The organism is Lysobacter sp. FW306-1B-D06B (genome assembly GCF_038446665.1).
Classification (GTDB): Bacteria; Pseudomonadota; Gammaproteobacteria; order Xanthomonadales; family Xanthomonadaceae; genus Lysobacter_J.
Genome location: NZ_CP151802.1, coordinates 3,225,325 through 3,249,370, shown reverse-complemented (window position 1 = coordinate 3,249,370; position 24,046 = coordinate 3,225,325). Strand labels below are relative to the sequence as shown.

At 68.1% G+C, this 24,046-nt stretch carries 21 protein-coding genes; all 21 read right to left on the bottom strand.

The genetic code is table 11. The features are described from left to right. Positions 1-50: 50 nt before the first annotated feature. The 21 genes from AAFF32_RS15065 to AAFF32_RS14965 all read right to left on the bottom strand — a co-directional run bounded on the left by AAFF32_RS15065 (position 51) and on the right by AAFF32_RS14965 (position 24,046). Positions 51-737, bottom strand: a complete 687-nt coding sequence (locus tag AAFF32_RS15065; RefSeq protein ID WP_216966890.1) for a DUF2461 domain-containing protein — start codon at positions 735-737, stop codon at positions 51-53. A 152-nt stretch (positions 738-889) separates the two neighbouring features. Beyond that, entirely contained in the window at positions 890-2,332 is a 1,443-nt protein-coding gene (gene sbcB / locus AAFF32_RS15060) for an exodeoxyribonuclease I (RefSeq protein WP_342315622.1), read from the bottom strand. A gap of 1 nt (position 2,333) precedes the next feature. Next, positions 2,334-3,707: an FAD-dependent monooxygenase gene (locus AAFF32_RS15055; RefSeq protein ID WP_342317285.1), complete on the bottom strand. Its 1,374-nt coding sequence runs from the start codon at positions 3,705-3,707 to the stop codon at positions 2,334-2,336. 9 nt (positions 3,708-3,716) lie between these two features. Next, complete coding sequence (gene kynU / locus AAFF32_RS15050) at positions 3,717-5,006, bottom strand: kynureninase (protein ID WP_216966896.1); 1,290 nt, start codon at positions 5,004-5,006, stop codon at positions 3,717-3,719. A 3-nt stretch (positions 5,007-5,009) separates the two neighbouring features. Beyond that, positions 5,010-5,378 carry a 5-carboxymethyl-2-hydroxymuconate Delta-isomerase gene (locus AAFF32_RS15045; protein ID WP_216966899.1) on the bottom strand — a complete coding sequence of 123 codons (369 nt, stop codon included), beginning with the start codon at positions 5,376-5,378 and terminating at the stop codon, positions 5,010-5,012. A 3-nt stretch (positions 5,379-5,381) separates the two neighbouring features. Beyond that, positions 5,382-6,392 (bottom strand): amidohydrolase family protein, encoded by a 1,011-nt coding sequence (locus tag AAFF32_RS15040; protein ID WP_342315621.1) that lies wholly within the window; start codon positions 6,390-6,392, stop codon positions 5,382-5,384. Between the two features lie 161 nt (positions 6,393-6,553). Beyond that, positions 6,554-7,249 (bottom strand): phospholipase D-like domain-containing protein, encoded by a 696-nt coding sequence (locus AAFF32_RS15035; protein ID WP_216966904.1) that lies wholly within the window; start codon positions 7,247-7,249, stop codon positions 6,554-6,556. Positions 7,250-7,255: 6 nt separating this feature from the next. Then, positions 7,256-8,362, bottom strand: a complete 1,107-nt coding sequence (locus tag AAFF32_RS15030; RefSeq protein ID WP_342315620.1) for a toxic anion resistance protein — start codon at positions 8,360-8,362, stop codon at positions 7,256-7,258. Continuing rightward, on the bottom strand, positions 8,359-9,132 hold the full coding sequence (locus AAFF32_RS15025) for a hypothetical protein (RefSeq protein WP_342315619.1): 774 nt from the start codon (positions 9,130-9,132) through the stop codon (positions 8,359-8,361). The genes AAFF32_RS15030 and AAFF32_RS15025 overlap by 4 nt, the downstream gene beginning before the upstream one ends. Further along, complete coding sequence (locus tag AAFF32_RS15020; RefSeq protein WP_342315618.1) at positions 9,129-14,459, bottom strand: DNA repair ATPase; 5,331 nt, start codon at positions 14,457-14,459, stop codon at positions 9,129-9,131. The genes AAFF32_RS15025 and AAFF32_RS15020 overlap by 4 nt, the downstream gene beginning before the upstream one ends. Before the next feature lie 111 nt (positions 14,460-14,570). Further along, the gene (locus tag AAFF32_RS15015; RefSeq protein WP_342315617.1) at positions 14,571-14,837 is read right to left on the bottom strand and encodes a hypothetical protein; all 267 of its coding nucleotides are present in this window, start codon (positions 14,835-14,837) and stop codon (positions 14,571-14,573) included. A 102-nt stretch (positions 14,838-14,939) separates the two neighbouring features. Beyond that, on the bottom strand, positions 14,940-16,964 hold the full coding sequence (locus AAFF32_RS15010; RefSeq protein ID WP_254201196.1) for a hypothetical protein: 2,025 nt from the start codon (positions 16,962-16,964) through the stop codon (positions 14,940-14,942). A gap of 63 nt (positions 16,965-17,027) precedes the next feature. Further along, positions 17,028-17,669: an OB-fold-containig protein gene (locus AAFF32_RS15005; protein ID WP_216966918.1), complete on the bottom strand. Its 642-nt coding sequence runs from the start codon at positions 17,667-17,669 to the stop codon at positions 17,028-17,030. Further along, complete coding sequence (locus AAFF32_RS15000) at positions 17,666-18,415, bottom strand: PspA/IM30 family protein (RefSeq protein ID WP_216966921.1); 750 nt, start codon at positions 18,413-18,415, stop codon at positions 17,666-17,668. The genes AAFF32_RS15005 and AAFF32_RS15000 overlap by 4 nt, the downstream gene beginning before the upstream one ends. Further along, a complete protein-coding gene (locus AAFF32_RS14995) occupies positions 18,412-19,059 on the bottom strand; it encodes a YjfI family protein (RefSeq protein WP_342315616.1) in 648 nt (215 codons plus the stop codon). The genes AAFF32_RS15000 and AAFF32_RS14995 overlap by 4 nt, the downstream gene beginning before the upstream one ends. Positions 19,060-19,231: 172 nt before the next feature. Continuing rightward, positions 19,232-19,762, bottom strand: coding sequence for a 3-hydroxyanthranilate 3,4-dioxygenase (locus tag AAFF32_RS14990; protein ID WP_342315615.1), 531 nt, complete (start codon positions 19,760-19,762; stop codon positions 19,232-19,234). 82 nt (positions 19,763-19,844) lie between these two features. Then, a complete protein-coding gene (locus tag AAFF32_RS14985; protein ID WP_342315614.1) occupies positions 19,845-20,294 on the bottom strand; it encodes a RidA family protein in 450 nt (149 codons plus the stop codon). Next, positions 20,291-20,962: a carbonate dehydratase gene (can, locus tag AAFF32_RS14980; RefSeq protein ID WP_216966933.1), complete on the bottom strand. Its 672-nt coding sequence runs from the start codon at positions 20,960-20,962 to the stop codon at positions 20,291-20,293. Before can ends, AAFF32_RS14985 begins: the two co-directional genes overlap by 4 nt. Before the next feature lie 4 nt (positions 20,963-20,966). Continuing rightward, positions 20,967-22,391, bottom strand: coding sequence for an aldehyde dehydrogenase (locus tag AAFF32_RS14975; RefSeq protein WP_342315613.1), 1,425 nt, complete (start codon positions 22,389-22,391; stop codon positions 20,967-20,969). A gap of 232 nt (positions 22,392-22,623) precedes the next feature. Then, positions 22,624-23,412 (bottom strand): SDR family oxidoreductase, encoded by a 789-nt coding sequence (locus AAFF32_RS14970; protein ID WP_342315612.1) that lies wholly within the window; start codon positions 23,410-23,412, stop codon positions 22,624-22,626. A gap of 1 nt (position 23,413) precedes the next feature. Next, on the bottom strand, positions 23,414-24,046 hold the full coding sequence (locus AAFF32_RS14965) for an FMN-binding negative transcriptional regulator (RefSeq protein WP_216966941.1): 633 nt from the start codon (positions 24,044-24,046) through the stop codon (positions 23,414-23,416).

The following is a 24,046-nucleotide window of genomic DNA, read 5'->3' as shown; positions in this document are numbered from 1 at the left end:
CCGAGCTCGCCGCGATGCGGCTTCGCGCCCCCTGCACGCAGGGGAGCCGTTCAAAACTCCAGATCCAACGCCGCACACAGGTAATCGACGAACCGCGCCATTCCGCCCAGATCCGTCTCCAGTGTCTTGAGCAAGCGCGGGCCCGTCATCGTCGCATCCTCGATCACCCGATAGGCCACGAAGTTCTTGCGCTTGAGATCGTCGGCGAACTGGAAATCGTCCGGGAACCCGCGCGGCATGCGCGTGAGCACTTCGCTGTCGTCCAGATCGAAACGGCGGCGGAACTTCGCATCGTGCGCGGCGGCCTTCCAACTGCCGGGGTTGTCGAGGATGAACTGGCGCACGCGGCGCAGCGTCGCGGGCTCCGGATGCCACAGCCCCGCACCGACGAAGCAGTTGCCCGGCTGGATCTGCACGTAGAACGAAGGTGCTTCCACCTGACGCCCGCGCTCGTGGAACAGACGCGCGCCCTGCCAGGTCTTGTACGGCGTCTTGTCGTTGGCGAAGCGCGTGTCGCGCTGGATGCGGAACAACGAACCGCCCACGCCCTTGGGCTCGGAGCGGTAATGCGGGGCCACGCCGGCCAGCACGGGCTGCAGGTCGGTCAGCAGCCGCTGGAACGGTTCGCGCAGGTGCGCGTCGTAGTCGGCCTTGTGCGCCTGGAACCAGGTGCGGTCGTTGTGGCGGGCGATGCCGCGCAGGAACTTGAAACTTGCGTCGGTGAAGTAGGTGGCCATGTTTGTCTCAATTCTCCTGTTTCTGCTCCTCCCCCTGCTTGCAGGGGGAGGTTGGGAGGGGGTGTGAGGCGCGCCAGCGCCGAGCTCGCCGCGCCGCGGCTTCGCAACCCCTCCCCAACCCTCCTCTGCCAAGCAGGGGAGGGGTATCACCGTCACTCCAGACTTGCCGCGATCTCACCGCCCCACGCCTCAAGCCGGTCGAGCAATACCTGCTTGCCCGTATCCTCCGCGTGCACGACGCGCAGCGCGGCGATCTCCTGCGCATAGCGCGCGAAGCTGTACTCCGAGGCGCCCGATTCCTCGCACAGCCGCCAGCGGCGGTAGTCGTTCCAGCGCGTCCATTCCTCGGACGTCAGCGTTTCGGGCCAGTTGCGCGCGCGATACCGGAACAGCAATTCGGGCAGGCGCGCATCGCGGAACGGAAACTCCGCCAGCCCCAACGCTTCCGGCGGCGTCGTGCGCACCTGCGGAAACAGGCGCTTGTCGCCGTCGCCGATGAAACCGTCGTAAAGCGAGGCGTCGACATCGGACACCGTGCGCTCGCGTTCGACCGCGAACACCTGCCGCACCTTCTCCACCAGCGCAGGGCCCGCCTCGCGGATCTGCGCGGCGCGCGCCTCGATCACCGCCGGGTCGATGCACAGGCGCTCGAACTCGGGCGCGCGCAGGTGATCCCACGACACCAGCGCGGGACAGCGGTTGGTGTGCACTTCCTTCAGGGCGACGCGCGATTCGCCCTCGGGCAGATCGACGGCCCGCACGTACAGGCGCTCTGCGATCCCTTCGGCACCCAGTTCCAGCAGCGCCGATGGATCCTGCTCCAGATCGAACACGATCACGCGACTGTCGATGCGCGGATGCCGCGCGATCGGCAGCACCGGCGCCGCGCACAGCCGGTTCGCCGGGAAACGCTGCGACACATGCAGCACCGGCTTCATCGCGACCACGTCCAGCAGGCTCGCGGCATAGCGCTTGTCGCGCAGGCGCAGTGCGTAGTCCCACAGTTTCGGTTGCGCGGTCTTGAGCTTGCGCGCCAGGCCGATCAGGGCGCGCACGTCGGAGAGCGCTTCGTGTGCGTCACCGATGCGCACCTCGTTGGCTTCGGCCAGGTGCTCCAGCTTGAACGACGTCGCACCGTCCTCGCGCTTGGGCCACCAGATGCCGTCGGGACGGATCGCGTGCGCCAGTCGCAGCACGTCGAGCAGGTCCCAGCGCGAGTTTCCGCCGCGCCACTCGCGCTCGTAGGCGTCGAAGAAGTTGCGGAACAGACCGTGACGTACGAACTCGTCGTCGAACCGCAGCGAGTTGTAGCCCAGCGAGCAGGTTTCCGGCCGCGCCATCTCCTCGAAGATCAGCGCGAACGCCGCCGCCTCGCTCATGCCCTCGTGCCGCGCATGCTGCGGCGAGATGCCGGTGACCATCGTCGCGCCGGGCGAGGGCAACAGATCGTCGGCGGGGCGCACGAAAACGCTGATGGGCTCTTCGATCTGGTTCAACTCCGCGTCCGTCCGGATCGCGGCGAACTGCGCGACCCGTGTCGTGCGCGGATCGGAGCCGAAGGTTTCCAGGTCGTAGAAGAGGAAGCTCGCCGCCACGTCAGGCGTCCGCAGGCAACGGCGACAGGCGCGCGCGCACGGTCTCGTCGACGGCGGCCCAGTCGAGCGTGTCGAGCGAGTGGTGACCGCGTGTCAGCTCGACCAGCAACTCGCGCTGCTGGCGGCCGCGTTCGAACGCCGTCGCGTACGGCAGGCGCTGGAACGTCACCATCGAATAGCGCGGCACGAAGCGATCGGGATGACGTTCGGCCAGCTTGCGTTCGAGCGCGCGCTGAAGGAGATAGTCATCGTCGTCCACGCGGTCGCGCATCTCCAGGTAGTTCTCCAGCGCCATCTGCTGGATCGCACGCGCGTTGGGCAGGCGTTCGGCCTGGAACGCAGCGAACGCGGCGGCGCGGTCCGGCTGCGCATCGAGGTGTTCGGCCAGGGCGACGCAGTCCTCGAATGCGCAATTCATGCCTTGTCCGTGGAACGGCACCATCGCGTGCGCGGCGTCGCCGACGAGCACGGCGCGATCGTCCAGGTGCCAGTGGTCGAGGTAAAGCGTGGCGAGCAGGCCGGCGGGATTGCGTTCGAAATCCTGCTCCAGCCGCGGAATCAGCGGCAGCGCGTCGGCGAAATCGCGTTCGAACAGGGCACGCGCGTCGTTGCCGTCGCGCACGGTGGCGAAGCTCGGATCGCCCTCGTTCGGAAGGAACAGGGTGACGGTGAACGTGCGCTCGTCGTTGGGCAGTGCGATGCACATGTAGCGCCCGCGCGGCCAGATGTGCAGCGCGTTGGGCTCGATGCTGAAGCTGCCGTCGGGCGCGGGCGGGATCTCCAGTTCCTTGTAGGAATGGCCGAGGAACTCCGTGCGTTCGCCCAGTTCCATCCCGTCCTTCATCGCCGCACGCAGCGACGAGCCCGCACCGTCGGCACCGACCAGCGATTCGAAGGCGACCTGGTGCGCGCTGCCGTCGCGCGGGTCTGTGAAGGTGGCGATGCGCGCGTCGAAATCGACGCCGCTCAGGCCGCGGTCGAAGTGCAGGCGCGCACCGGCGCGTTCGGCGATGTCGAGCAGCACGACGTTGAGTTCGCCGCGATGCACCGACCAGATCACCTCGCTGTCGTCGCGGCCGTAACGTTGCAGATCGGTGCGCCCGTCGAGGAAGTGCACCATGCGCCCACGCATCATCACCGCGTGCTTCATGACCGCCTCGTCGGCGCCGGCCAGGCGCAGCGCATGACGTCCGCGCTCGGCGAGCGCCAGGTTGATCGAGCGCCCGCCGCCATAGCCCTGCACGCGCGGATCGCCGCGCTTCTCGTACACGTCCACGCGCCAGCCCCGCTGCGCCAGCAGCGTCGCGAGCACCGCGCCGGCCAGGCCGGCGCCGATGAGGGTGATGTGGCGGTCCTGTTGGGTCATCGGTTCGATCCTGTGGAATCAGATGGCATCGCGCCAGGCTTCGACCGCACGCACGAAGCGCAGCACATCGGCATGCGTGTTGTAGAGCGGCGCCGGCGAGATACGGATCACGTCCGGTTCGCGCCAGTCGCCCAGCACGCCGCGTGTGGCCAGGTCGTCGAAGAGTGCGCGCCCCGCGTCGCGGCCGGTAAGACCGCGGCCGCCGATCACGCGCAGCGACAGCTGGCAGCCACGCTGGGCCGGGTCGGGCGGCGTGACGATCTGCAACGCGCCGTCCAGGCGCTGGCGGATCAGCGCTTCGAGGTAGCCGGTGAGCTTGAGCGACTTCGCGCGCAGCGCCGGCATGCCGGCGGCGTCGAACAGCTCCAGCGAGGCGCGCAGCGGTGCCATGCCGAGGATCGGCGGATTGCTCAGCTGCCAGCCGTCCGCGCCGGGCGTGGGTACGAAATGCGGGCCCATGCGGAAACGCGTGCCCTGTTCATGCCCCCACCAACCGGCGAAGCGCGGGCGGTCGCTGTGCGCATGGCGTTCGTGCACGAAGCAACCCGCGACCGCGCCCGGGCCGCTGTTGAGGTATTTGTAGTGGCACCACACGGCGAAGTCGACGCCGCTGTCGTGCAACGCGAGTTGGAGATTGCCCACGCCGTGCGCGAGATCGAAGCCGCAGATCGCGCCCTGGTCGTGCGCCAGCTTTGCGATGCGCGCCAGGTCGAAGGCCTGCCCGGTGCGGTACTGCACGCCCGGCCACAACACGAGCGCCAGGCGAGATCCGTGCTGCGCGATCGCGCGTTCCAGCGCCGCCATCGACGTCGTGCCCTCCGCGCCGTCGGGCTGCACTTCGATCAGGTCGGTCGCCGGATCGAAACCGTGGAACGCGATCTGCGATTCCACCGCATAGCGGTCCGACGGGAACGCGCCGGCTTCGATGAGGATGGCGGGGCGTTCGCGCGTCGGGCGGTAGAAGCTGACCATCATCAGGTGCAGGTTCACCGTGAGCGTGTTCATCGCCACGACTTCCAGCGGCTTGGCGCCGACGAGGCGCGCCAGCGATTCGCGAACGAGCTGGTGGTAGTCCAGCCACTGCGCCTGCCCGGTGAAATGGCCTTCCACCGCTTCGGCGGCCCACTTGTCCAGCACCTCGTGCACATGCGCGCGCGCGCCGCGCGGCTGCAGACCCAGCGAGTTGCCGACGAAGTACGCCTGGTCGGCGCCGTCGTGCTGCGGAATCAGGAACTGCGAGCGCAGGTCGCGCAACGGGTCGGCGGCGTCCTGGGCGAGTGCGTAATCGTCGGAATACAGGTCGGTCATGGTTCAGTCGGATTGCGCGTCGAACACGCGTTTGGAATAGCTGCGCGCGTCCATCTCGTCGACTTCGACGCAGAGTTGGGTGTGGGGATGGCGGTATGGGAGCGTCGCCTGCAGCGCATCGAGGACGAGCGCAGACAGCGCCGCGCGCGTGTCCGCATCGCGACCGGGCAGGATCCGCAGCTGCGCATGCACGAAGCCGCGTGCGTCCTCGGCGATGCCGACGCGGTAATGGTCCAGGCGCAACGCGCGGCTCTTGATCGCGGCTTCGTCGAAATGCCCGCTGTCCGCGAGGCGGTGGTTGATCTCGCGCAGCGCCGCATCGGGATCGAAGCCATCGACGTTCGCGGTGTAGTGCAGGGTCAGGTGCGGCATGGCTCAGGCGAAGCGCGACATCGACAGGCCCAGCCATTCCAGCGCGGTGCCGTGGTACAGGCGCGCCTGCTCGGCTTCGCTCAACTGCAACGCCGCGATGCCGGCGCCCGGTTCCTGTTCGCCCAGCGGGAACGGATAGTCGGTGCCGAGCATGACGCGGTCCACGCCGCAGGTGTCGAGCAGATAACGCAACGCGCGCGGGTCGGCGACCCACGAGTCGAAGAACAACTGGTTGAGGTACTCGCGCGGATTGCGCGGGTTGTCGGTGGCGACCAGGTCCGGCCGCATGTTGAAGCCGTGTTCGATGCGGCCGATGGTGTACGGGAAGCTGCCGCCGCCGTGCGCCATGCAGACCTTCAGGTTGGGCACGCGCTCCAGCACGCCGCCGAAGATGAGGCAGCACGCCGCGCGCGATTGTTCGGCCGGCATGCCCACGAGCCACGGCAGCCAGTACTTGGGCATCGTCGCCGCGCCCATCATGTCCCACGGATGCACGAGGATCGCCGCGCCCAGTTCGCCGGCGGCCTGGAAGAAATCGAACAGCTCCGGCGCGTCGAGGTTCCAGTCGTTGATGTGGCTGCCGATCTGCACGCCCTGCAGACCGAGCTGGTCCATGCAGCGTTCCAGCTCCTGGATCGCAAGGCGCGGCGACTGCATCGGCACCGTGCCGATGCCGGCGTAATGGCGCGGGTACTCGCGGCAGGCCTCGGCCATGTGTTCGTTGAGCGCCTGGTGCAGTTCCAGCGCGTGGTGCGGCTTGGCCCAGTAGCTGAACATCACCGGCACGGTGCTGATCACCTGCACCTGCACGCCGAAGCGCGCGTAATCGTCGATGCGTTCCTGCGGGTCCCAGGTCTTGGACCAGATCTCGCGGAAGAACTTGCCGTCCTTGTAGATGCGATGGCGCCCGTCGTCGGTGTGGTGGATCACCGGGAAGCGGTCGTCGCCGTACTTGCGCGCCAGGTTGGGCCAGTCGCGCGGCATGTAGTGGGCGTGGGTGTCGATCTTCAGCATGAACGTCCGAGGGCGTGTCGGGCCCGGCGCCGGCCGGGCGGTACGGCCATACGATACCCGACTCGCCGTGGGCGTATGGTGCTGCGAATTCCCTCTCCGCCGGGAGAGGGGGCTCGCGCGTGCCGGCCCTGGGGCGGAAACGACGAGCCCGGACCTCGGGATTACGGCGCCAGGGCCGGAAACCGCTCCCACATCTGCTCGAACTGCCCGTCGAAGCAGCGCACCAGGTACGGATCGCGGCTGACCACGAGGTTCTCGTGGTTGGAGCTGCTGGCGCTGCGCGTCCAATTGAAGCTGCCGTTGGCGATCAGCGCGCCATCGAACACCGCGAACTTGTGGTGCATGTGGAACGGCGTGTCGTCGAGCCGCACCCCGATGCCGTCCGCGGCGAGCCGGGCGATGTCGCTGCCGTCGTCGTGGCGCTTGTCGTTGTCGCTGACGATCCGCACGCGCACGCCACGCGCGTGCGCCGCGGCGAGCTCGTCGGACAGGCGATCGTCGGCGATGGTGAACACGCACACGTCGATCGACGTGCGGCTGTTCCGGCACAGCTCGCGCAGCTTGTGCAGGCAGCTGTCGCCCGGCGTGAAGAAGGCGGTGGTGTCGGCCGCGGCCGGGAGCGCCGAGAGATCCAGCGTCTTGACCACCTGTTCGAGCCAGCGCAGCACCGCGAGTGCATCCACGGTGCCGGCGGCCAGCAGCTCGCGCGCCATGTCGAAGGCACGGTTGCGCAGGTAGCGGATGCGGTCGGCGTCGATGCGTGCGCCGAGCTCGCGCAGTTCGAAACGCTCGCGATTGTCGAGGTTGAGGTCGGTGGCGCCGTCGCGCAGCGCCTGGTCGAGGCTTGTGAAATCCATGCCGCTTCAGCCTGCCGTTTCGATGGTCGGCGCCGACAGGCGCTTCTGCACGTCCTCGCGCATCTTCGCCAGTTCGGTCTCGGCCTGGCGGCGCTTCTCGATGCCTTCGCGATGGATGGCGCGCACGTCCTCGACGGTCTGGATGAGCTGGTCGTGCACGTACTGCAACGTTTCCATGTCGATCACGCCGCGCTGGTTGGCCTTGGCCGTGGCCACCGAGTTCTCGTGCAGAAGGCGCGCGTTGTTGCGCATCATCTCGTTGGTCGCATCGTCGATGGCGGTGGCGAGTTCGACGGCGTTCTTCTGCTCTTCCAGCGAGAGCTGGACGGCGAAGCTGCGCTTCCACGCCGGGATGGTGATGTCGCGCACCGCGCCGAATTTCTCGATCAGCAGGATCGCGTTGGCCTGGATGATTCGGATGGTCGGCAGCGACTGGTCGGCCGCGTGCTGCAGCAGGGCGAGGTCGCCGACGCGCTTGTCCAGCAGGCGCATCGCGTTGTCCAGCTCGGAACGGCGCGTGCGCGACTGCGGATCTTCCAGTCCGTCGAGCGTGCGGCGCTCGCGATCGAGCTCGCCCATGCGCAGGCGACCCGCGGCGACGTGGATGCCGAGTTCGCGACGCTCCTCCAGCACGATCTCGTGCATGCGGTCGAAATCCTTGACGCGCTTGCGCAGGTCGTCCTGCTGGCGTGAGACGTCGCGCATCAGGTGCTCGATCTGCGAATTGGTACTGCTGAACTTCTGCACCAGTTCGCCCTTGGACGCGCGCATGCGGTCGATCAGCGGGCCGACCACGGGCAGGCGCGAGCGTGCGCCGAGCTTCTGCAGGTTCAGCGTGCGGGCGATGCGCACGACTTCGCCGAGCGTCGCGCCGGTGGCGTCGAGGTCGCGGTTGCGCACCTGGTCGAGCAACTGGCTGGAGAATTCGGTGGTCTTGTTGGCCGCGTCCTTGCCGAAGCCCATCAGCTGCGCGGGCGCGATGTCCTGCGCGGCGCGGGCGACTTCGTGGATGCGCGCCGTGTCCGCCGTCGACAGGCCGAGCGCGGTGAGCGCGGCCTCGTCCAGCACGGTCTCCACGGGCAGGGCGGCGGCGTTCTGCGTGATCTGGTTCATGGCGAAGGCTCCTGGGTGGCGCGTCCGGCGTCGGTGCCGGCGGTCGTGGTGTCGGGTGGAACGGATGCGGGGGGCGTGCCGGCGAGCGACAGGCGCATCGCGGCGAGCTGGGCATGCAGCGCGTGTTGCAGACGTGTCGTGGCCTCGTCGTCGCGACGCTGCGCGGACGCCGTGAGTGAGGCCTGCTGGCGCCATGCGGGAACGAGCAGGTCGCGCACCTGTGCATGCCGTTCGAGCAGGTGACGCGCATGCGAATGCGCCTGCTCGGCGTGGGCGGCGGCGTTCTCCCACGTCGTGGCGATGGCTTCCAGGTGAAGACGGCGGCGCACGCGCGCATCCTCGTCGCCGGCCTGCGGTGATGCGGGCGCACTGGATTCGCGCAGGCGCTGCGCCAGTTCGCGCACGCGCATGGCGAGTGCGGTGAGTTCGGCCGACTGTGCGCTCAAGGCGTCGGCGAGGTTTCCCGCCGATACCAGGTGAAGGCGCACGCGGGTTTCGGCCGGATCGGGCTGGGCCTGCGCGACCAGATCGCGGCCGATCAGGCGACCGAGGAATCCGGCGCGACGACGGCGTCGCGCAGGGTCGCTCGTTTCGATGGCGGCCACGATGCCTTGCAGTTCGGCCAACAGCGCCGTGGTGGGCAATGCGTGAAGCCGCGCGTCGAGCGCTTCCAGCTCGGCAAGCGCCGACACGCCAGCGTCCGTCGACACGCCATCGCGCGCGAGGCGCGAGGCGGATTCGTCGGCGACCGGACGCTGCGGCTGGCTCATGCGTCGGTCGGCTTGCTGCTGATCTCGGCGAGCGTGCTGCCGCCGAACTGTTGCAGCGCCACGTCGAGCGGCCGTTCTGTCACCGTCGGCTGGTGCTGGCGGCGGCCCAGCTTGCCCGGCTTGGCGGGAGCGGTGGCCACGCCATCGCGCATCGCGTTCGCCAGTTGCAGCAGTGCGTCGCGCGTGCGCTCTTGTTCCTCGTGCTGCCCGCGCAGCGCATCCAGCAGCGGCGCGACGGTGGCATGCAGCGATTCGGGCAGCGCCTTCATCCACGTCGAATCCGCGACGGGCGCCGGCGCATTGCGCTGCTCGGCGAAGCGTTCGAGCAGGGCCAGCATCGCATCCCACGGCGGGGACGGCGGCGCAGGCGGTGGCTCGACCGGCGTCTGCGTGGCCGTGCCGATGGCCTGCAATCCGCCGGCGATGTCCGCCAGCTGCGCGACCACACGTCCGCCGACATCGTCCTCGTCGGCGCCCATCGCCTTGTTGCGCAGGAAGTCGCGCTTGATCTGCGCCCAGCGCGCCGTCTCCTCGTCCGCCATCGCACCGCGCAGCTCGGCCAGCTTGAGCAGGTTTTCCTCGGCGCCGGTGGTGAGCAGCTGCGCTTCTCCCATGTAGTGGTCGCCGATGAGCCGTTGCAGCTCCGCTTCGTTGAGCACCGGCGAGATCTTCTCCGCCAGCTTGTTCATGTTGCGATAGCTGCCCTGCAGCTTGAACGGCGGCTCGGTGCGGTACTTGTCGGCCTGTGCGGCGCTGGCGATGTACTGCTGGTTGACGCGGTAGACCACGTCGCGCACCTGCATCAACCGTTGCAGCGTGCCGAGGATCTCGGTGCTCTCGGCCGCGCTGTAGGCATGGCTCAGGCCGTTGAGCGAGACCTCCTTGCCGCGCGCCTTGTCCGCCAGCAGGTAAAGATCGGCCAGCTCGCGCGTGGCCAGCGGGGCCAGCACCGGGTTGGACGTCAGGCAGTTCTCGATGTAGCTCAGCGTGAAGGCGTCTTCCTTGCCATCCAGCACGTCGCCGAGGTTGTAGATGTCGGCACGGTTGGCGAGCATGTCCGGAATCTTGAACACCTCGCCGGATTCCGTGTACGGGTTGCCGGCCATGACCACGCAGAACTTCTTGCCGCGCAGGTCGTAGGTTTTCGTGCGCCCCTTCCACACGCCTTCGATGCGGCGCGTGCCGTCGCACAGCGAGATGAACTTCTGCAGGAACTCCGGGTGCGTATGCTGGATGTCGTCGACATACAGCATCACGTTGTTGCCCATCTCCAGCGCGAGGTTGAGCTTCTCCAGTTCCTGGCGAGAGGTGGCGTCCGGCGCCTGCGCGGGATCGATCGAACGCACTTCATGGCCCAGCGCCGGGCCGTTGATCTTCATGAAGATCAGGCCGAGCCGGTTGGCGACGTATTCCATCAGCGTCGTCTTGCCGTAGCCGGGCGGGGAGATCAGCATCAGCAGGCCCATCAGGTCGCTGCGCTTGTTCTCGCCGACGGTGCCCATCTGCTTGGCGAGGTTGTCGCCGATGATGGGCAGGTAGACGTCGTTGATCAGGCGGTTGCGCACGAACGAGGTGAGCGGGCGTGCCTGGAACTCCGACAGCCGCAGCGACTCCCGCTGGCGTGCCATGGTGTCCTGTCGCACCGACTGGTATTGCCGGTAGCCCGGCAGGAAGCGCTCGCGGTGATGGCGCAGGCGCGCCAGCAGTTCATCCGCGGCCAGCGGCATGCGGCCGGCGGCGATGCGCGGATGCTCGCCGAGCAGGCCTTCGACGATCGTCTGCAGCGTGGTGTCGTTGTTGCGTCGACGCAGCTTATCGCCGATGAGCAGCACAGCCGCGGCTTCCGGCGCATACGATGAGGAGGCCGCGAACGAGGGCTGCGTGCACAGGCCTTCGAGCCAGTGCAGGGCGTGCGTCCAGCGTGCGGGCAGGGGCAGGGTCGCCAGGGTGCGCGCGAAGGTCTCGCGCATGCCCGCCGCTTCCAGGCGCTGGCGCAGCCCGTCGGCGAGTTCGCGCGCGTAACGCGAGAGCACCAGCGAGACCTCGGCTTCGGCCAGCTCTTCCAGCAGATAGTCGGCGGCGGCCGCCGTCAACGCGGCGTCGAACGGGAGCGGGTTCGCGTCGAGCCACGCGGCGATGGCGGCGTCGACTTCCGCGCGCAGCGCGTCGAGCCCCGCGCGCGTGCCGAACAGCTGCTGCATGGTGCGCGCGCCGGCCAGTCGTTGCGCCCAGGCGCGCGCCTCGTCGTCGTGCTGATGGTCGGCCCAGTACAGCGCCGCCAGCGCACGCGCCTGCGGTGCATGCAGCAGCGCGCCGGCAATGGCGCGCTGGGCCAGCAGCGCACGCAGGATCAGCGTCGCGTCGTAGTCGTGGATGCCGCGCTCGTAGCCGTCGCGATAACGCAGCGCGGCATAGTCGCGGACAATGCGCGCCAGTTCGTTCGCATCGTTCGCGCTTCGCTGCAACAGATCCAGGCTCAGGCCGTCACGGCCGGTGTCCGCCGCTTCCAGGACCTGGCCGGCGAGGTATTCGCCGCGATAGAGCGTGGGCGATTCGGACTCCAGCGATGCCGGCCAGAACTCGCGCAGCGCCGTCAGTTGCTCGTCGTGGATCGGCTCCATGAAGTCGGTGCCGGTGAGGTGCAGGGCGAGTTCGTCGCCGCGTGGCAGCAGCGTCAGGTCCAACGGCTGCGTGTTGACGCTGAAACGGTGGCGGCCCAGCTTGATGACGTTGCCGCCGTCCTCGAACAGATCGCTGCGATCGCGCAACACGCGCACCGCCTGGTCGCGCGCGCCCTTCAGGCGCGCTTCGACGTCGTCGGCCTTGACGCTGTCCTTGAGCTCGCGCAGGCGTCCGGCCAGTTCGCGGATCTTGAGGATCAGAGGGTCGCCGGCGAAGAAAGCGTTGAGCTCGTCGATGCCGGCCAGCTTCACCGTGCGTCGGGAGAGTCCTTCCAGGATGCGATTGGCCGCGTCCAGCACGGTCTGCGCCTTGCGCTGGCGGTCGTCGAGCAGCGCCTGCTTGTGCGCATCGAACGCCTCCAGCAGCTCTTCGCGCTTGGTGACGATGTCGCCGAGGAACTGTTCGTGTTCGCCGAACTGGCTTTCCAGTTCTTCCAGCTGGACCATCAACCGCGACAGTTGTTCGTCGGCGCGTTCCGGATCGGTCGCCAGCCCCAGTGCATTGGTGATGGCCTGGCCGAACAGGGCGAACTGCGCGCCGAACTGGGCCACGGCCTCGCTGGAACCCAGCGTCTTGCGGCGTTGTTCCGCACGCGCCTTGGCCTGGTTGAGGCGGGCGTAGATGACCGAGATCGCCTCCACCACGCGCGTGCGCTGCGTGGCGTCGTCGACCTTCAGCGAGGCGACCAGTTCCGAGAGCATGTCCAGGTCGGCCGAGCGTGCCTGCAATGCGGCGACATGTTCGGCCAGCTGGCGCGCGGTCTTGGCCTGCTGCGCGGCGGCGTCGAGTTCATCCACCTGGCGGGCGAACGGCGCCAACGCCTTGTCCTGCCCGAGGAAGGCGCCGGTGGCCTGGCCGATGCGTTCGTGGGCCGATTGCAGTTCGGCGCCCATCGCGTCGATCGCGACGGTGTCGATGTAGCGGTAGTCGCGGATCGTCAGCAGCTGCCCGCGCAGCTGGCCGATCGCGCCCAGCGCTTGTACGAATTCGTCCACCTGGTTCCAGTTGTCCGGCAGCAGGCGGCCCATCAGCGCCTTGTGTTCGGCGCGCGCCTTCGTCATGGCCGCGTCGGACTGGCGGCGGATGTCCTGGACCTTCTCGAATTCGTCCAGCACCGATTCGCCGGTCGCGCAGATCTCGCGCAGCAGCGTGGCCGCGCCTTCGCAGTTGCCGTCGTCGATCCAGTGGTGCGCGTCGAACAGGCGTCGCGCGTTCTGGGTCAGCAGCTGGTAGCGCTGCACCGTGACCTCGGGGTCGTCGATCTCGCGCGCCAGCCCGTAGAGGTTGGAGATGCCGCGCACCAGTTCGGCATTGCCGATGCGGCCCATGAAGCTGGTGCCCGGCGGGCGGCTGGCGGCGAACTCGTCACTGGTGAACGGCGTCTGCCACACCTGCATCGGATGCACGCGCGTGGCGCCGTCGCCTTCGGCGTGGAACAGCACCATGCGACCGTCCGGCAGTTCCGCATGACCGTGCCCGAACAGCGGGTTTTGCAGGCGGCGCTGGATCATGTTGTAGACGAACAGCGCGCTGCGGCCCTGGTCGGGCTCGTAGAACGCGTACATCACGTCCTCGCCGTTGGGCGAGCGCGTGGCGCGCTGGAACTGCATGCCGGCCATGCTGGCGTCGAAGGCCTTGTGCTCGCCGTTCTGCAGGTAATAGCCGCCGGGGAAGAGGATGCCGTGGTCTTCCGGCAGCTGCACGCAGGCCTGGGTGATGGCGTCGTTGCGCGTGACCTTGCCGGTGATCGTGTTGTAGACCAGGCCGCGCCACACCGTCTCGCGGTACGGCAGCACCTTCAGCAGGATGAGCGAGCCCACGCGCGCGAAGTCGATGTGCGCGTCGTCCAGCGACTGGGTCTTGTCCTCGACCGCCTCGCTGTAGATGCCCTGGCCGAGCTCGGTGTTGTTCTCGACCTTGATGGTCAGGTCGCCGTGGGTGGTTTCGACGAAGACCGTGTCGAGGATGTTCAGGTGCGGGAAGCGGCCGTTGACCATCAGCTCGCGCGTGGCCCGCGTCCATTCGAAGTCGAACGGCGGTGGCAGCACGAGGTCGCGCTCGCCGCGCGTATCGATGTAGGTGAGCGCGCCCTGGTTGGAGATCGCCCAGCGGAACACGCGCACGTCGGTGGTTCGCTCGCCGATCTGGAACGCCGCCAGCAGCTTGCCGGCGGCCACGTCCAGCTGCAGCAGGCGCGCGTTCTTGTAGTAGGCGTACAGCTCGTTGAAGTCGCGCACGAACGCCGCGTCGCCCAGGAAACTGGTCGCCAGCTCGACCGGCGCGACATCGAAACCTTCGGCGCTTTCGGTGAGGCGGTACAGGCCGAAGACGTCCTCCACGCGCGTGGTGGTCTTCAGCCCGAGGAATACGTTGTAGCCGAACAGCAGCAGATCGCCGACCGGCACGATATCGCGGCCGATGCAGTTGTTCTCGGTGCGGATGCGCAACCGGCCGATGACCTCCAGGCGGCTGTCGCCGAACTCCTGCAGGCGCCGCTGGTTGAGCGCGCCGGCGAGGTTCTGCAGGCGCTCGCCCTGTTCGTCGAGGCGGCGACGCAGCACTTCGTAGGCGCCGCCCTGGACGACGGCCCGGTCGATCTGTTCGGTGGCCGCGACTTGCTCGGCGGCGCTGGCGGTTTGCGACATCGTGGTACCTCGCCCATCCGGGGCGGTTGGAAAGCGACAGCGGGAACGTCAGCCGGTTGCCAGCGAACTGCGGCCGGCGTCGTGCGGAGGCAGACGCCGGCCGGCCTGGCGTCAGGCCGAGGTCGTCTCGGTCGCCTGGATGCCGTACTTCTTCGCGATGCCGTCCAGCTGCGCCTTCATCGCCGCGTCGATCTCGTCCGGGCGGATGCGGGCGATGATGTTGCCCAGCACGCGACGTTCGTTGTCGTCGGTGACGCCGTCGCGTTCGGCGATGGCGATGATCTTCGCCAGTTCGGTCGCATCCAGTCGGCCGTCGTTGCCGAAGCACTGCACGGAGTGGAAGGCCATTTCCAGGAAGTCGCGGTTCTCTTTGCTCATGTCAGTTCCCTTGTCAGTCAAAGCATTGCGTGATGTGTACGGTGCGCCGTCCGCGCGGATGGGGTGTCATCCGCGCGACGGGCATGCGTCGGGGCAGGGCGCTCAGGCGCCGACGGGTTCCTGACGGCTCTTGTCGGCCGCGTTGATCGGCACGACCGAGGCGGTGGCGTCGATTACCGGTTCGCGTCCCGTGGGCTTGACGCCCAGGTAGCGTTCCAGCAGGTCGGCCACGATCGGGCTCTTGCCGGCGAAGCCTTCGATCGACTTGCCCAGCGAGAGCGCCTTGGAGAAGCTCTCGAACAGGCCGCCGTCGCCGCCGACCAGGTCGATGTTGGCGTTGCGCAGCGCCGAGGCGATGACTTCGGCGTTCTCCTTCGACACTTCGCGACCGGCGTCGATGGCGGCCATGGCCTGCTCGAGGTGGGTTTCCAGCGTCATGCGGAACTCCTCGTGGCTGCGCGCGGAGTCGCTGAGCGAGTCGATCGCCTCGAACTTCGCGGTCAGGCCCTCGGCCTCGGCGGTGAGCTTCTTGACGGTGACGTTGGCTTCGGCGATGCCCACCGATTCCACGGCGGTGGCCTTGGCGCGGCCCATCTTCTCTTCGCCTTCGGCCTGTGCGGCGAGGTTTTCCGCCAGCACGCGCGCGTCGTTGCTGCCCTGCTTGTAGGTGGCGTCGGCCTTGGCCTCGATCACGCGCGCTTCGGCGATGCCGACCTTTTCGATCGCATTGGCTTCGGCTTCGCGCACCTGCGCTTCGGCCAGACCGGGTGCGGCGGTTTCGGCGCGCATGGCTTCGGCCAGCAGCTTCTTGGCGTCGGCGGACTTGGCGGCGGAATCCAGTTCGGCCTGGGCCAGCGTGGTGATCTCCACCGAGCGGAACTTGGCCGCGGCTTCGGCGGCCTCGGCTTCCTTCACGGTGCGCACCAGCGCTTCCTGCGCGTCGGCCTCGGCGGCGATGACCTTGGCCTGGCGCTCCCGCTCGGCCTCGGACACCACGCGCACTTCCTTGATGCGCTCTTCTTCCTGCGCCACGGTCTTGTCGATGGCGATGCGCTCGCGGGTGATGTTGGCCACGTCCATCTTGCCGGTCTCGACCACCTTGTCGCGCTCCACGCCTTGCAGCTGCACTTCGCGGTCGGTGGTGACCTTCTCCAGCTGGCGCGCGCGCTCGACGCGCTCGGCCTCGATGGCGACGGCGCGCTGGCGGTTCTGCTCGGCCACTTCGACTTCGCGCTGGCGGTTCTGGTCGCGGATCTGGATCTGCTCCTCGGCGGCGAGACGGGCCTGTTCGGCCAGCAGGCGCTGCTCTTCCTTCACGCGCGCGGTCTCGGCTTCCTCGCGGGCCTGGATGCTCTCGACCTCGCGCTTCTGGCGTGCTTCGGCCTCGGCCTGCTGGCGTTCCAGCGCCAGCGTCGCCTCGCGCGCTTCGACGTTCTTCTTGGTGATCGCCAGGCGCTCGTTCTGCTCCAGTTCGTTGGTGATGACGTTCTGGGTGGCGGTGAGCTCGGTGATCTTGCGGATGCCCTCGGCGTCCAGGATGTTGTTGTTGTCGAGCAGGTTCTTCGGCGTCTGCTCCAGGTAGTCGATGGCGACGTCTTCCAGCACGTAGCCGTTGAGGTCGTTGCCGATGATCTTGATGATCTCGTCGCGGAACTCCTGGCGCTTTTCGAACAGCTCGGTGAAGTCGAACTTCTTGCCGACGGTCTTCAGCGCCTCGGAGAACTTGGCGTTGAACAGCTCGTCGACGGCGTTCTTGTCGGAGGCGCGGTCGGCGCCGATGGCCTTGGCCACGCGCAGTACGTCGGCCTGCGTTTCGTTGACGCGCAGGTAGAAGGCGACGGTGATGTCGGCGCGCATGTTGTCGCGGCAGATCAGGCCTTCCTTGCCGCGGCGGTCCACCTGCAGCGTGATCAGGCTGATGCGCATGTGCTCGGCGCGGTAGAGCACCGGGATGATGAGGCCGCCGGTGAAGCGCACCTTCGGCATCGAACTCATGTCGTTGACGATCAGCGCGGTGCCCTGGTCGACCTTGACGTAGAAGGCCTTGAACAGGCCGAACAGGCCCAGCATGACGACGAGCAGGACGCCCGCCCCGATCAGGAACGGGAGGATCAGGGACACGCTCATTGCAACTTCTCCTTGTTGGAACGGTACTGCGGTCTTGGAAGGTATGTGTTCGGTGGTGCGGTGCTACAGGTTCTTGAACTGTTCCTCGGACACCACGCGGTAGGCGTGCTGCCCGTTGAGGTATTCGATCAACACGACGCGATCGCCGCGCTTGAAGCGGTCCGCCTGTTCGTGACGGATCTGCAGGACCAGGCCGGCGCCGCCGTCGTCGAACGTGGCCTGGCCGTAACCGGCATCCACCGACGGCGTGCTGACCACGCCGACGCGGCCGAGGATGGACGGATCCGCCGGTGGGCGCAGGCGCAGCAGCACGCGGCTCAGCGGGCGCAGCAGCAGCGAGGTGGCCAGCACGCCGGGCACCAGCATGGCGACCGCCGCGACGGCGCCGAGCAGCACGCGCAGCGTCGCCGGCAGGTGCTGCAACACCAGCAGCTGCACGAAGTAGGTGCCGACCCAGCCGACGAACGCCAGCACCGTCAGCACGATCATCACCGGCACGCCGCTGATGCCGAGCTTGGACAGCATCGCCGCCAGGCCGCTGGCGTCGCCGTCGTGGGCGTCGCCATCGCCGCCCAACAGCCCGTCCGGCGCGTCGGCGTCAACCATGCCGGTCGCCGCCAGCAGCCAGTACACGACGCAGACCGCCAGCACGATGCTGTAGAGCAGGGTGGGGAAGGTCAGGGCGGTGGTCAGGAATTCGGTCATCGCGGTTTCTTCCCTGGTGTGCGTGTCCGGGTGGCGCGCCCGCCCGTGGGCGGAGCCGACGCCGCGGCCGCATCGGCCAGACGTTGGGCCAGGCGCGCCAGCACGAGCTGCGCACGCGTGTTGCGTTCGTCGATGCCTTCGGCAAGCAGACGCGCGTCCAGATCGGAATCGCCCATCGGCTCGCCGGCGTCGTCCGCCTCGGCGCGCGGCGCATTACGCCTGCGCGAGCGCAGCAGCGACTCGATCGCGTTCTGCGGCAACGGCGTGCCGGGCTGTCGGTGGGCAACGGTTTCCTGCGCTCGCTGCACCGTCTCGGCAGCGCGCAGCGCATCGAGCTGCAACTGCAGCCGGCGCAGGCCGTTCTCGCCTTCCTCGATGAGGTAGCGCATCTGCGTCACGCGCAGGTCGAGCTGCGCCAGCAGGGCGTGCTCGTCGTCGCGCGCCTGTTCCAGCTGGGCGATCGCCGCGGCGACTTCCTCGGCCAGGGCCAGCTTGCCGGCCTGGAGGCTGGCGAGCGCCTGCGCTTCGCGTTGTTCGATGGCCGCCGCGGTGGTGTCGGTGCGCTCCTGCGCCGTCATGCGCCGGGCCAGCAGTTCGGCGAGGCTGGCGCGCCATTCGCGCACGCGGGCGTCGCTGGCGCGGATCTCCTCGTCGAGGTCGCGCTGCGCCGCGTTCGGCACGATGGAATCGCCGAGTTCGGCGAGCTGCTCGCGCACGCGGCCGAAGATGCGGGACAGCGCGCTCATGCCGCGCCCTCCACGAGGATGCCGTCGCCCAGGACGTCGTCGCGGAGAAACGGCGCATAGGCCTCGGCGGCGTTGAGCACGTTCTCGGCCAGCGTCTCGATCTCGAACACGATGTTGGCCAGGCTGGAGCGCGTGTCCAGCGAGCCGAACATGATGTAGCAGGCCACGCCGCCGATGACCTCGATGGCCATGTTCGACAGCGGCAGCACCTTGTGCGTGCGCAGCACGTGCGCGTTGAACGCCGCCGCGTCGCGTACGTCCGACAGCGGCCACATCAGCGACTCGACGACGATCTGCTCGCCGCTGACCGCGATGAACACCGGCAGGTCGCCGTGTTCGCGCATGGCCAGGTGCAGGCTGGGCTCGACGCCTTCCAGCAGCTCCAGCGCGATGTGGCCGGAGAGGACTGGACGTGTCTCGGACAACGCGGCGTGCAGCGAACGGACGGTCCAGGCGACGGCGCGTCCGTCGTCGGCGCGCGCCTGTGCGCCGCCGGGCTGGCGCAACTGGCGCTCGATCGCCGCCAGCTCCTGCGCGTGCTCGGGCAGGATCCACACGTCCTTCTTGACGAAGCCCTCGCGCCGCATCCGTTCGCGGAACTCGCGAACGTACTCGGTCGACGACTTGGGTCGAGGTCCTTTCATGAAAGTTACAGTAGGCATTACCTGAAATGCCTGTCAATGAGAAAACGACGGACGGCAAGGGGGCTGGGCCGGGACTTTGGACGGGTAGCGGTCGGCACAAAAAAACAGCCCGGCGAGGCCGGGCTGTTTTTCGAAACAAGGACTTGGCGGGGTCGGTCGAAGCCCGGGCGCCTCAGGTGTCGGGCATCACGTACTTGGCGGGCGCGGGGTTGAGATGGCCGCACTGCTTGCACGTGCGGTGGTCGCGCGAAGCGTAGAAACGCTCGAACACCGGCGGGAAGTCGGTCTCGATGTTCTTCAGCTTGAAGAACTCCTCATAGAGCTTGTGGTTGCAGCGCTCGCAGAACCAGAGCAGGCCGTCGAGTTCGTCGGGCAGGCGGCGGCGTTCGATCACCAGGCCGATCGAGTCGGGCATGCGCTGCGGCGAGTGCGGGACGCGCGGCGGCAGCAGGAAGATCTCGCCGGCCTTGATGGGGATGTCGCGCACTTTCCCGTCTTCCTGGATGCGCAGCACCATCTCGCCTTCGAGTTGGTAGAACCACTCCGCGCCTTCGTCCCAGTGGTAATCGGTGCGCTGGTTCGGGCCACCGACCACCATCACGATGAAGTCGCCGACGTAGATCACCTTGTTGCCGACCGGCGGCTTGAGCAGGTGGCGGTGCTCTTCGATCCAGGCTTGCAGGTTGAGCGGGCTGGGCAGCATTGCGGATTCTCTTTCTCTCCCGCTTGCGGGAGAGCGATGGGGTGAGGGCAGGTTGGCGGCGTGCGGCTAGTCCGCCCTCAACCTAACCCTCTCCCGCGCGCGGGAGAGGGGACTTTATCGTGGCGATGCATTTGAGTTCGATCGCGATCGGCGTCGGCAACGCGGTGATGCCGAGCGTGGTGCGGCACGGCGCGGTGTCGATGTCGGGGAAGTACTCGGCCCACACGGCGTTGTACGCCTTGAAATCGTGCGCCATGTCGGTGAGGTAGACGGTGACGTCGACCAGGTCTTCCCAGCGCGCGCCGCTGGCTTCCAGCACCGTGCGCACGTTGGCGAAGACGGCGCGCGTCTGTGCGTCGATGTCGTAGCTGATGAGGCGGCCGGCCGCGTCATGCACGTTGCCGACGATGGCGTTGCTGGCCGGATCGCGCGGGCCGATGCCCGACAGGAACAGCAATTCGCCCACGCGGCGCGCATGCGGGTACTGGCCGACGGGCTTCGGCGCGGCGCTGGCGCGGATGGCGTCGCTCATCGCGGCGAATCCCCACGGAAGGCGTTCACGCGCGCGACCGCCGCCTTGTAGAGCCCATCGAGCTGGTCCTGCGAGCTGACGTCGATGCCCATGTCCTGCACCAGGCCGTTGCGCAGGCTGTAGACCCAGCCGTGCACGGTCAGCTCCTGCCCGCGCGTCCAGGCGTCGCGGACGATGGTGGTGAGGCAGACGTTCTGCACCTGTTCGATCACGTTGAGTTCGCACAGGCGATCGTGGCGTTCGTCGGTGTGCGCGTGCTGCATGCACAGCTCGTGCTTTTCGGCCACGTCGGATACATGGCGCAGCCAGTTGTCGGCCAGGCCCACGCGCGTGCCGTGCAGCGCCGCGTGCACGCCGCCGCAGCCGTAGTGGCCGACGACGAGGATGTGCTTGACCTTCAGCACGTCCACGGCGAACTGGATCACCGACAGGCAGTTGAGGTCGGTGTGCACGACGACATTGGCGATGTTGCGGTGGACGAAGACTTCGCCCGGCGCCATGTCGATGACCTGGTTGGCCGGCACGCGCGAATCCGAGCAGCCGATCCACAGGTATTCGGGCGCCTGCTGCTTGGACAGGCGCTGGAAGAACTCCGGGTCTTCGCGGCTGATGCGTTCGGACCAGTCGCGGTTGTTCTTGAGCAGGTCGGTGAGGGGACCGGTGGTCATTGCTTCATCCCAAATGCAGACCGACGTTCTTGGCGTCGGTGAAAAAACGCATCGCCTCGAAACCGCCTTCGCGGCCGAGACCGGACGCGCCCATGCCGCCGAACGGCGTGCGCAGGTCGCGTTGCAGCCAGGTGTTGATCCACACCATGCCGGCGCGCAGTTGCGCGGCGAAACGGTGTGCGCGGCGCAGGTCGCGCGTCCAGACGGAGGCGGCCAGGCCGTATTCGCCGGCGTTGGCCAGCGCGAGCGCCTGTTCGTCGGTGTCGAAAGGTTGCAGCGTGACGACCGGGCCGAAGATCTCGTCGCGGTTGCTCGCGCAGTCCGGCCCGAGCCCTTCGATCACCGTCGGCGTCACGAACCAGCCGGGCCGGTCGAGCGCCGTGCCGCCGCACAGGACCTTGCCGCCTTCGTCGCGAGCGCGCTGCAGGGCGCTCATCACCTTGTCGAAGTGGGGGCGCGACACGAGTGGGCCAAGCTGGTTGTCCTCGTCGATCGGATCGCCCACGCGCAGCTGCTGTGCGCGTTGCACCAGCGCGTCGCGGAACTCGGTGTAGATGCCGCGTTCCACCAGCACGCGCGAGCCGCACAGGCAGATCTGGCCGGAGTTCTGGAAAGCCGAACGCACCAGCGTGTCGAAGTGGTCGCGCCAGTCGCTGTCGGCGAAGACGAGCGTGGGGTTCTTGCCGCCCAGTTCCAGCGAGACCTTCTTCAGCAGCGGCCCGGCGATGCCGGCGATGCGGCGGCCGACCGCGGTGCTGCCGGTGAACGACACCGCCTTCACGCGCGGATCGGCGACCAGCGGTTCGCCGACGTCCGGGCCCAGACCATGGACGATATTGAGCACGCCGTCGGGAAAGCCGATCTTCGCGGCGAGTTCGCCCAGCATGGTCGCCGTCACGGGCGTGACTTCCGATGGCTTGGCGACGACGGTGTTGCCGGCCGCCAATGCAGGGGCGATCTTCCAGGTGAACAGGTACAGCGGCAGGTTCCACGGCGAGATCGTGCCGACCACGCCCAGCGGCTGGCGCAGCGTGTAGTTCAGGCCGGCCTGGCCGTGGTGCGATTCGCTGGCGAACTGCGTGGCCGCGTGCGCGAAGAAACGCAGGTTGCTGATCGCGCGCGGGATCTCCACTTCGCGGGCCAGCTTGATCGGCTTGCCGCCGTCGCGCGACTCGGCATGGGCGAAGTCGTCGAGCTTTGCTTCCAGCGCATCGGCGAGCTTTTCCAGCCAGCGCGCGCGCTCGCTGTGGGGCAGGGCGGACCAGGCGGGGAAGGCGGCTTCGGCGGCGGCGATGGCGGCGTCGACATCGGCCGCGTCGCCGAGGGCGACTTCGGCGAAGGGCTTGCCGTTGGCCGGATCGAAGACGTCTGCCCAGCGACCGGAGGCCGGATCGCGTGGTTCACCGGCGATGAGGTGGCGAAGGCGCATCGGGTTAGCTTAGCAGTGAGGGTGCGACGTTCCGATGCGTACGGTGGGCCTGCGCGCTGGGCTGCCAGGGCCGTGACGCGCCACGAACGCGGTCATCCCCGCGAAGGCGGGGATCCAGCGGTCCGGAGTGTCACGCCCTCCGGAGTGCTTGCAGCGTCTGACGATTGGATTCCCGCCTTCGCGGGAATGACATCCTCTCCCGAATCCCGATTCCCGATTCCCGATTCCCGATCTAGAGCGACCGCGTGCGCCCGCCATCCACCGGCAGGTTCACGCCGGTGATGTACGACGCCGCAGGCGAGCACAGGAACGCGATCGCGGCCGCCGTTTCCTCGGGCCGTGCGAAGCGGCGCATCGGGATTTCCGAGACCATCTTCTGGAACACCTCATCGCGGCTCTTGCCCGTCTTCGTCGAGGTGTTGTCGATGATCTGCTCGATGCGCGGCGTCTCGGTCGATCCCGGCAGCACGTTGTTGACGGTGATGCCCTTGGGGGCCAGTTCCGTCGCCAGCGTCTTGGCCCAGCTCGCCACCGCCCAGCGCGTGGTGTTCGATACGCCCAACCCCTGCAGCGGTTCCTTCACCGAGGTGGAGATGACGTTGACGATGCGGCCGTAGCCGTCGCGTTCCATGCCCGGGATGACCGTCTCGGCGAGGACGTGGTTGGCGATGAGGTGCTGGCGGTATGCGGCTTCGAACGCGGCGATCTCCGCGCCGTGCACGGGGCCCGGCGGCGGACCGCCGCTGTTGTTCACCAGGATGTGCACGGGGCGCGTGCTGACCAGCGCCTGCACCTTCGCGCGCAGCGTATCGGTGTCGGTGCCGTCGACGGCGATCCAGCCGTGCGCCTGGCCTTCGCGCGGGGTCGGCATTGAGGCGGCCAGTTCGCGCAGGCGTTCCTCGCGGCGGGCGAGCAGGGTGACGTCGGCGCCGAGATCCGCCAGCGCGCGCGCCGTCGCCAGGCCAATGCCCTGGCTGGCGCCGCAGACGAGCGCATGCTTGCCGGTGAGGTCGAGGTCCACGTCAGTCTCCTTGTCGTTCGTTCATGCGTTCGCGCATCAGCGCGGCGGTGTCGCGGCTGGCGTCGCGCGATTGCGATTCGAGCCGGGTGGCCACGGCTTCGCAGTTGGCCATCGGATGGTTCTGGCTGAGCTTGAACTTCAGCGTGATCGAGTCGGCGACGAACCGGAATCCAACGATGCCGCGCAACTGGCGGCGCAGGTCGTCGCGTTCGAATTCGAAACGCCAGTCGCCGCCCACCGTGGCTTCGTGATCCACGCTCAATCCGTCGACGACCGCCGCCAGCGAGGCTTCGTCCTCGAACGTCGACATCGTGCCGCGCAGGTGGGCGACCGCGTAGTTCCAGGTCGGCACGCGCGCGGCTTCTTCCTTGTCGGGATACCAGCCGGGCGAGACGTACGCGTGCGGGCCGTGGAAGATCGCCAGCGCGGGGCCGGCGTGTTTCGCCTGCGGATTGGGTCGGGCCCAGTGGCCGATCAGTTCGACGTGTTCGCCGTTGCGGCGATAGAGCACGGGCAGGTGGCTGACGGTCGGTTCGCCGTCACGCACGGTGACCAGCGTGATGAAGCGGTCGCGTTGCGCCAACCGGTCCAGCGCTTCGAGATCGTGTTCGGCGAAGGCGCGGGGCAGGTACAT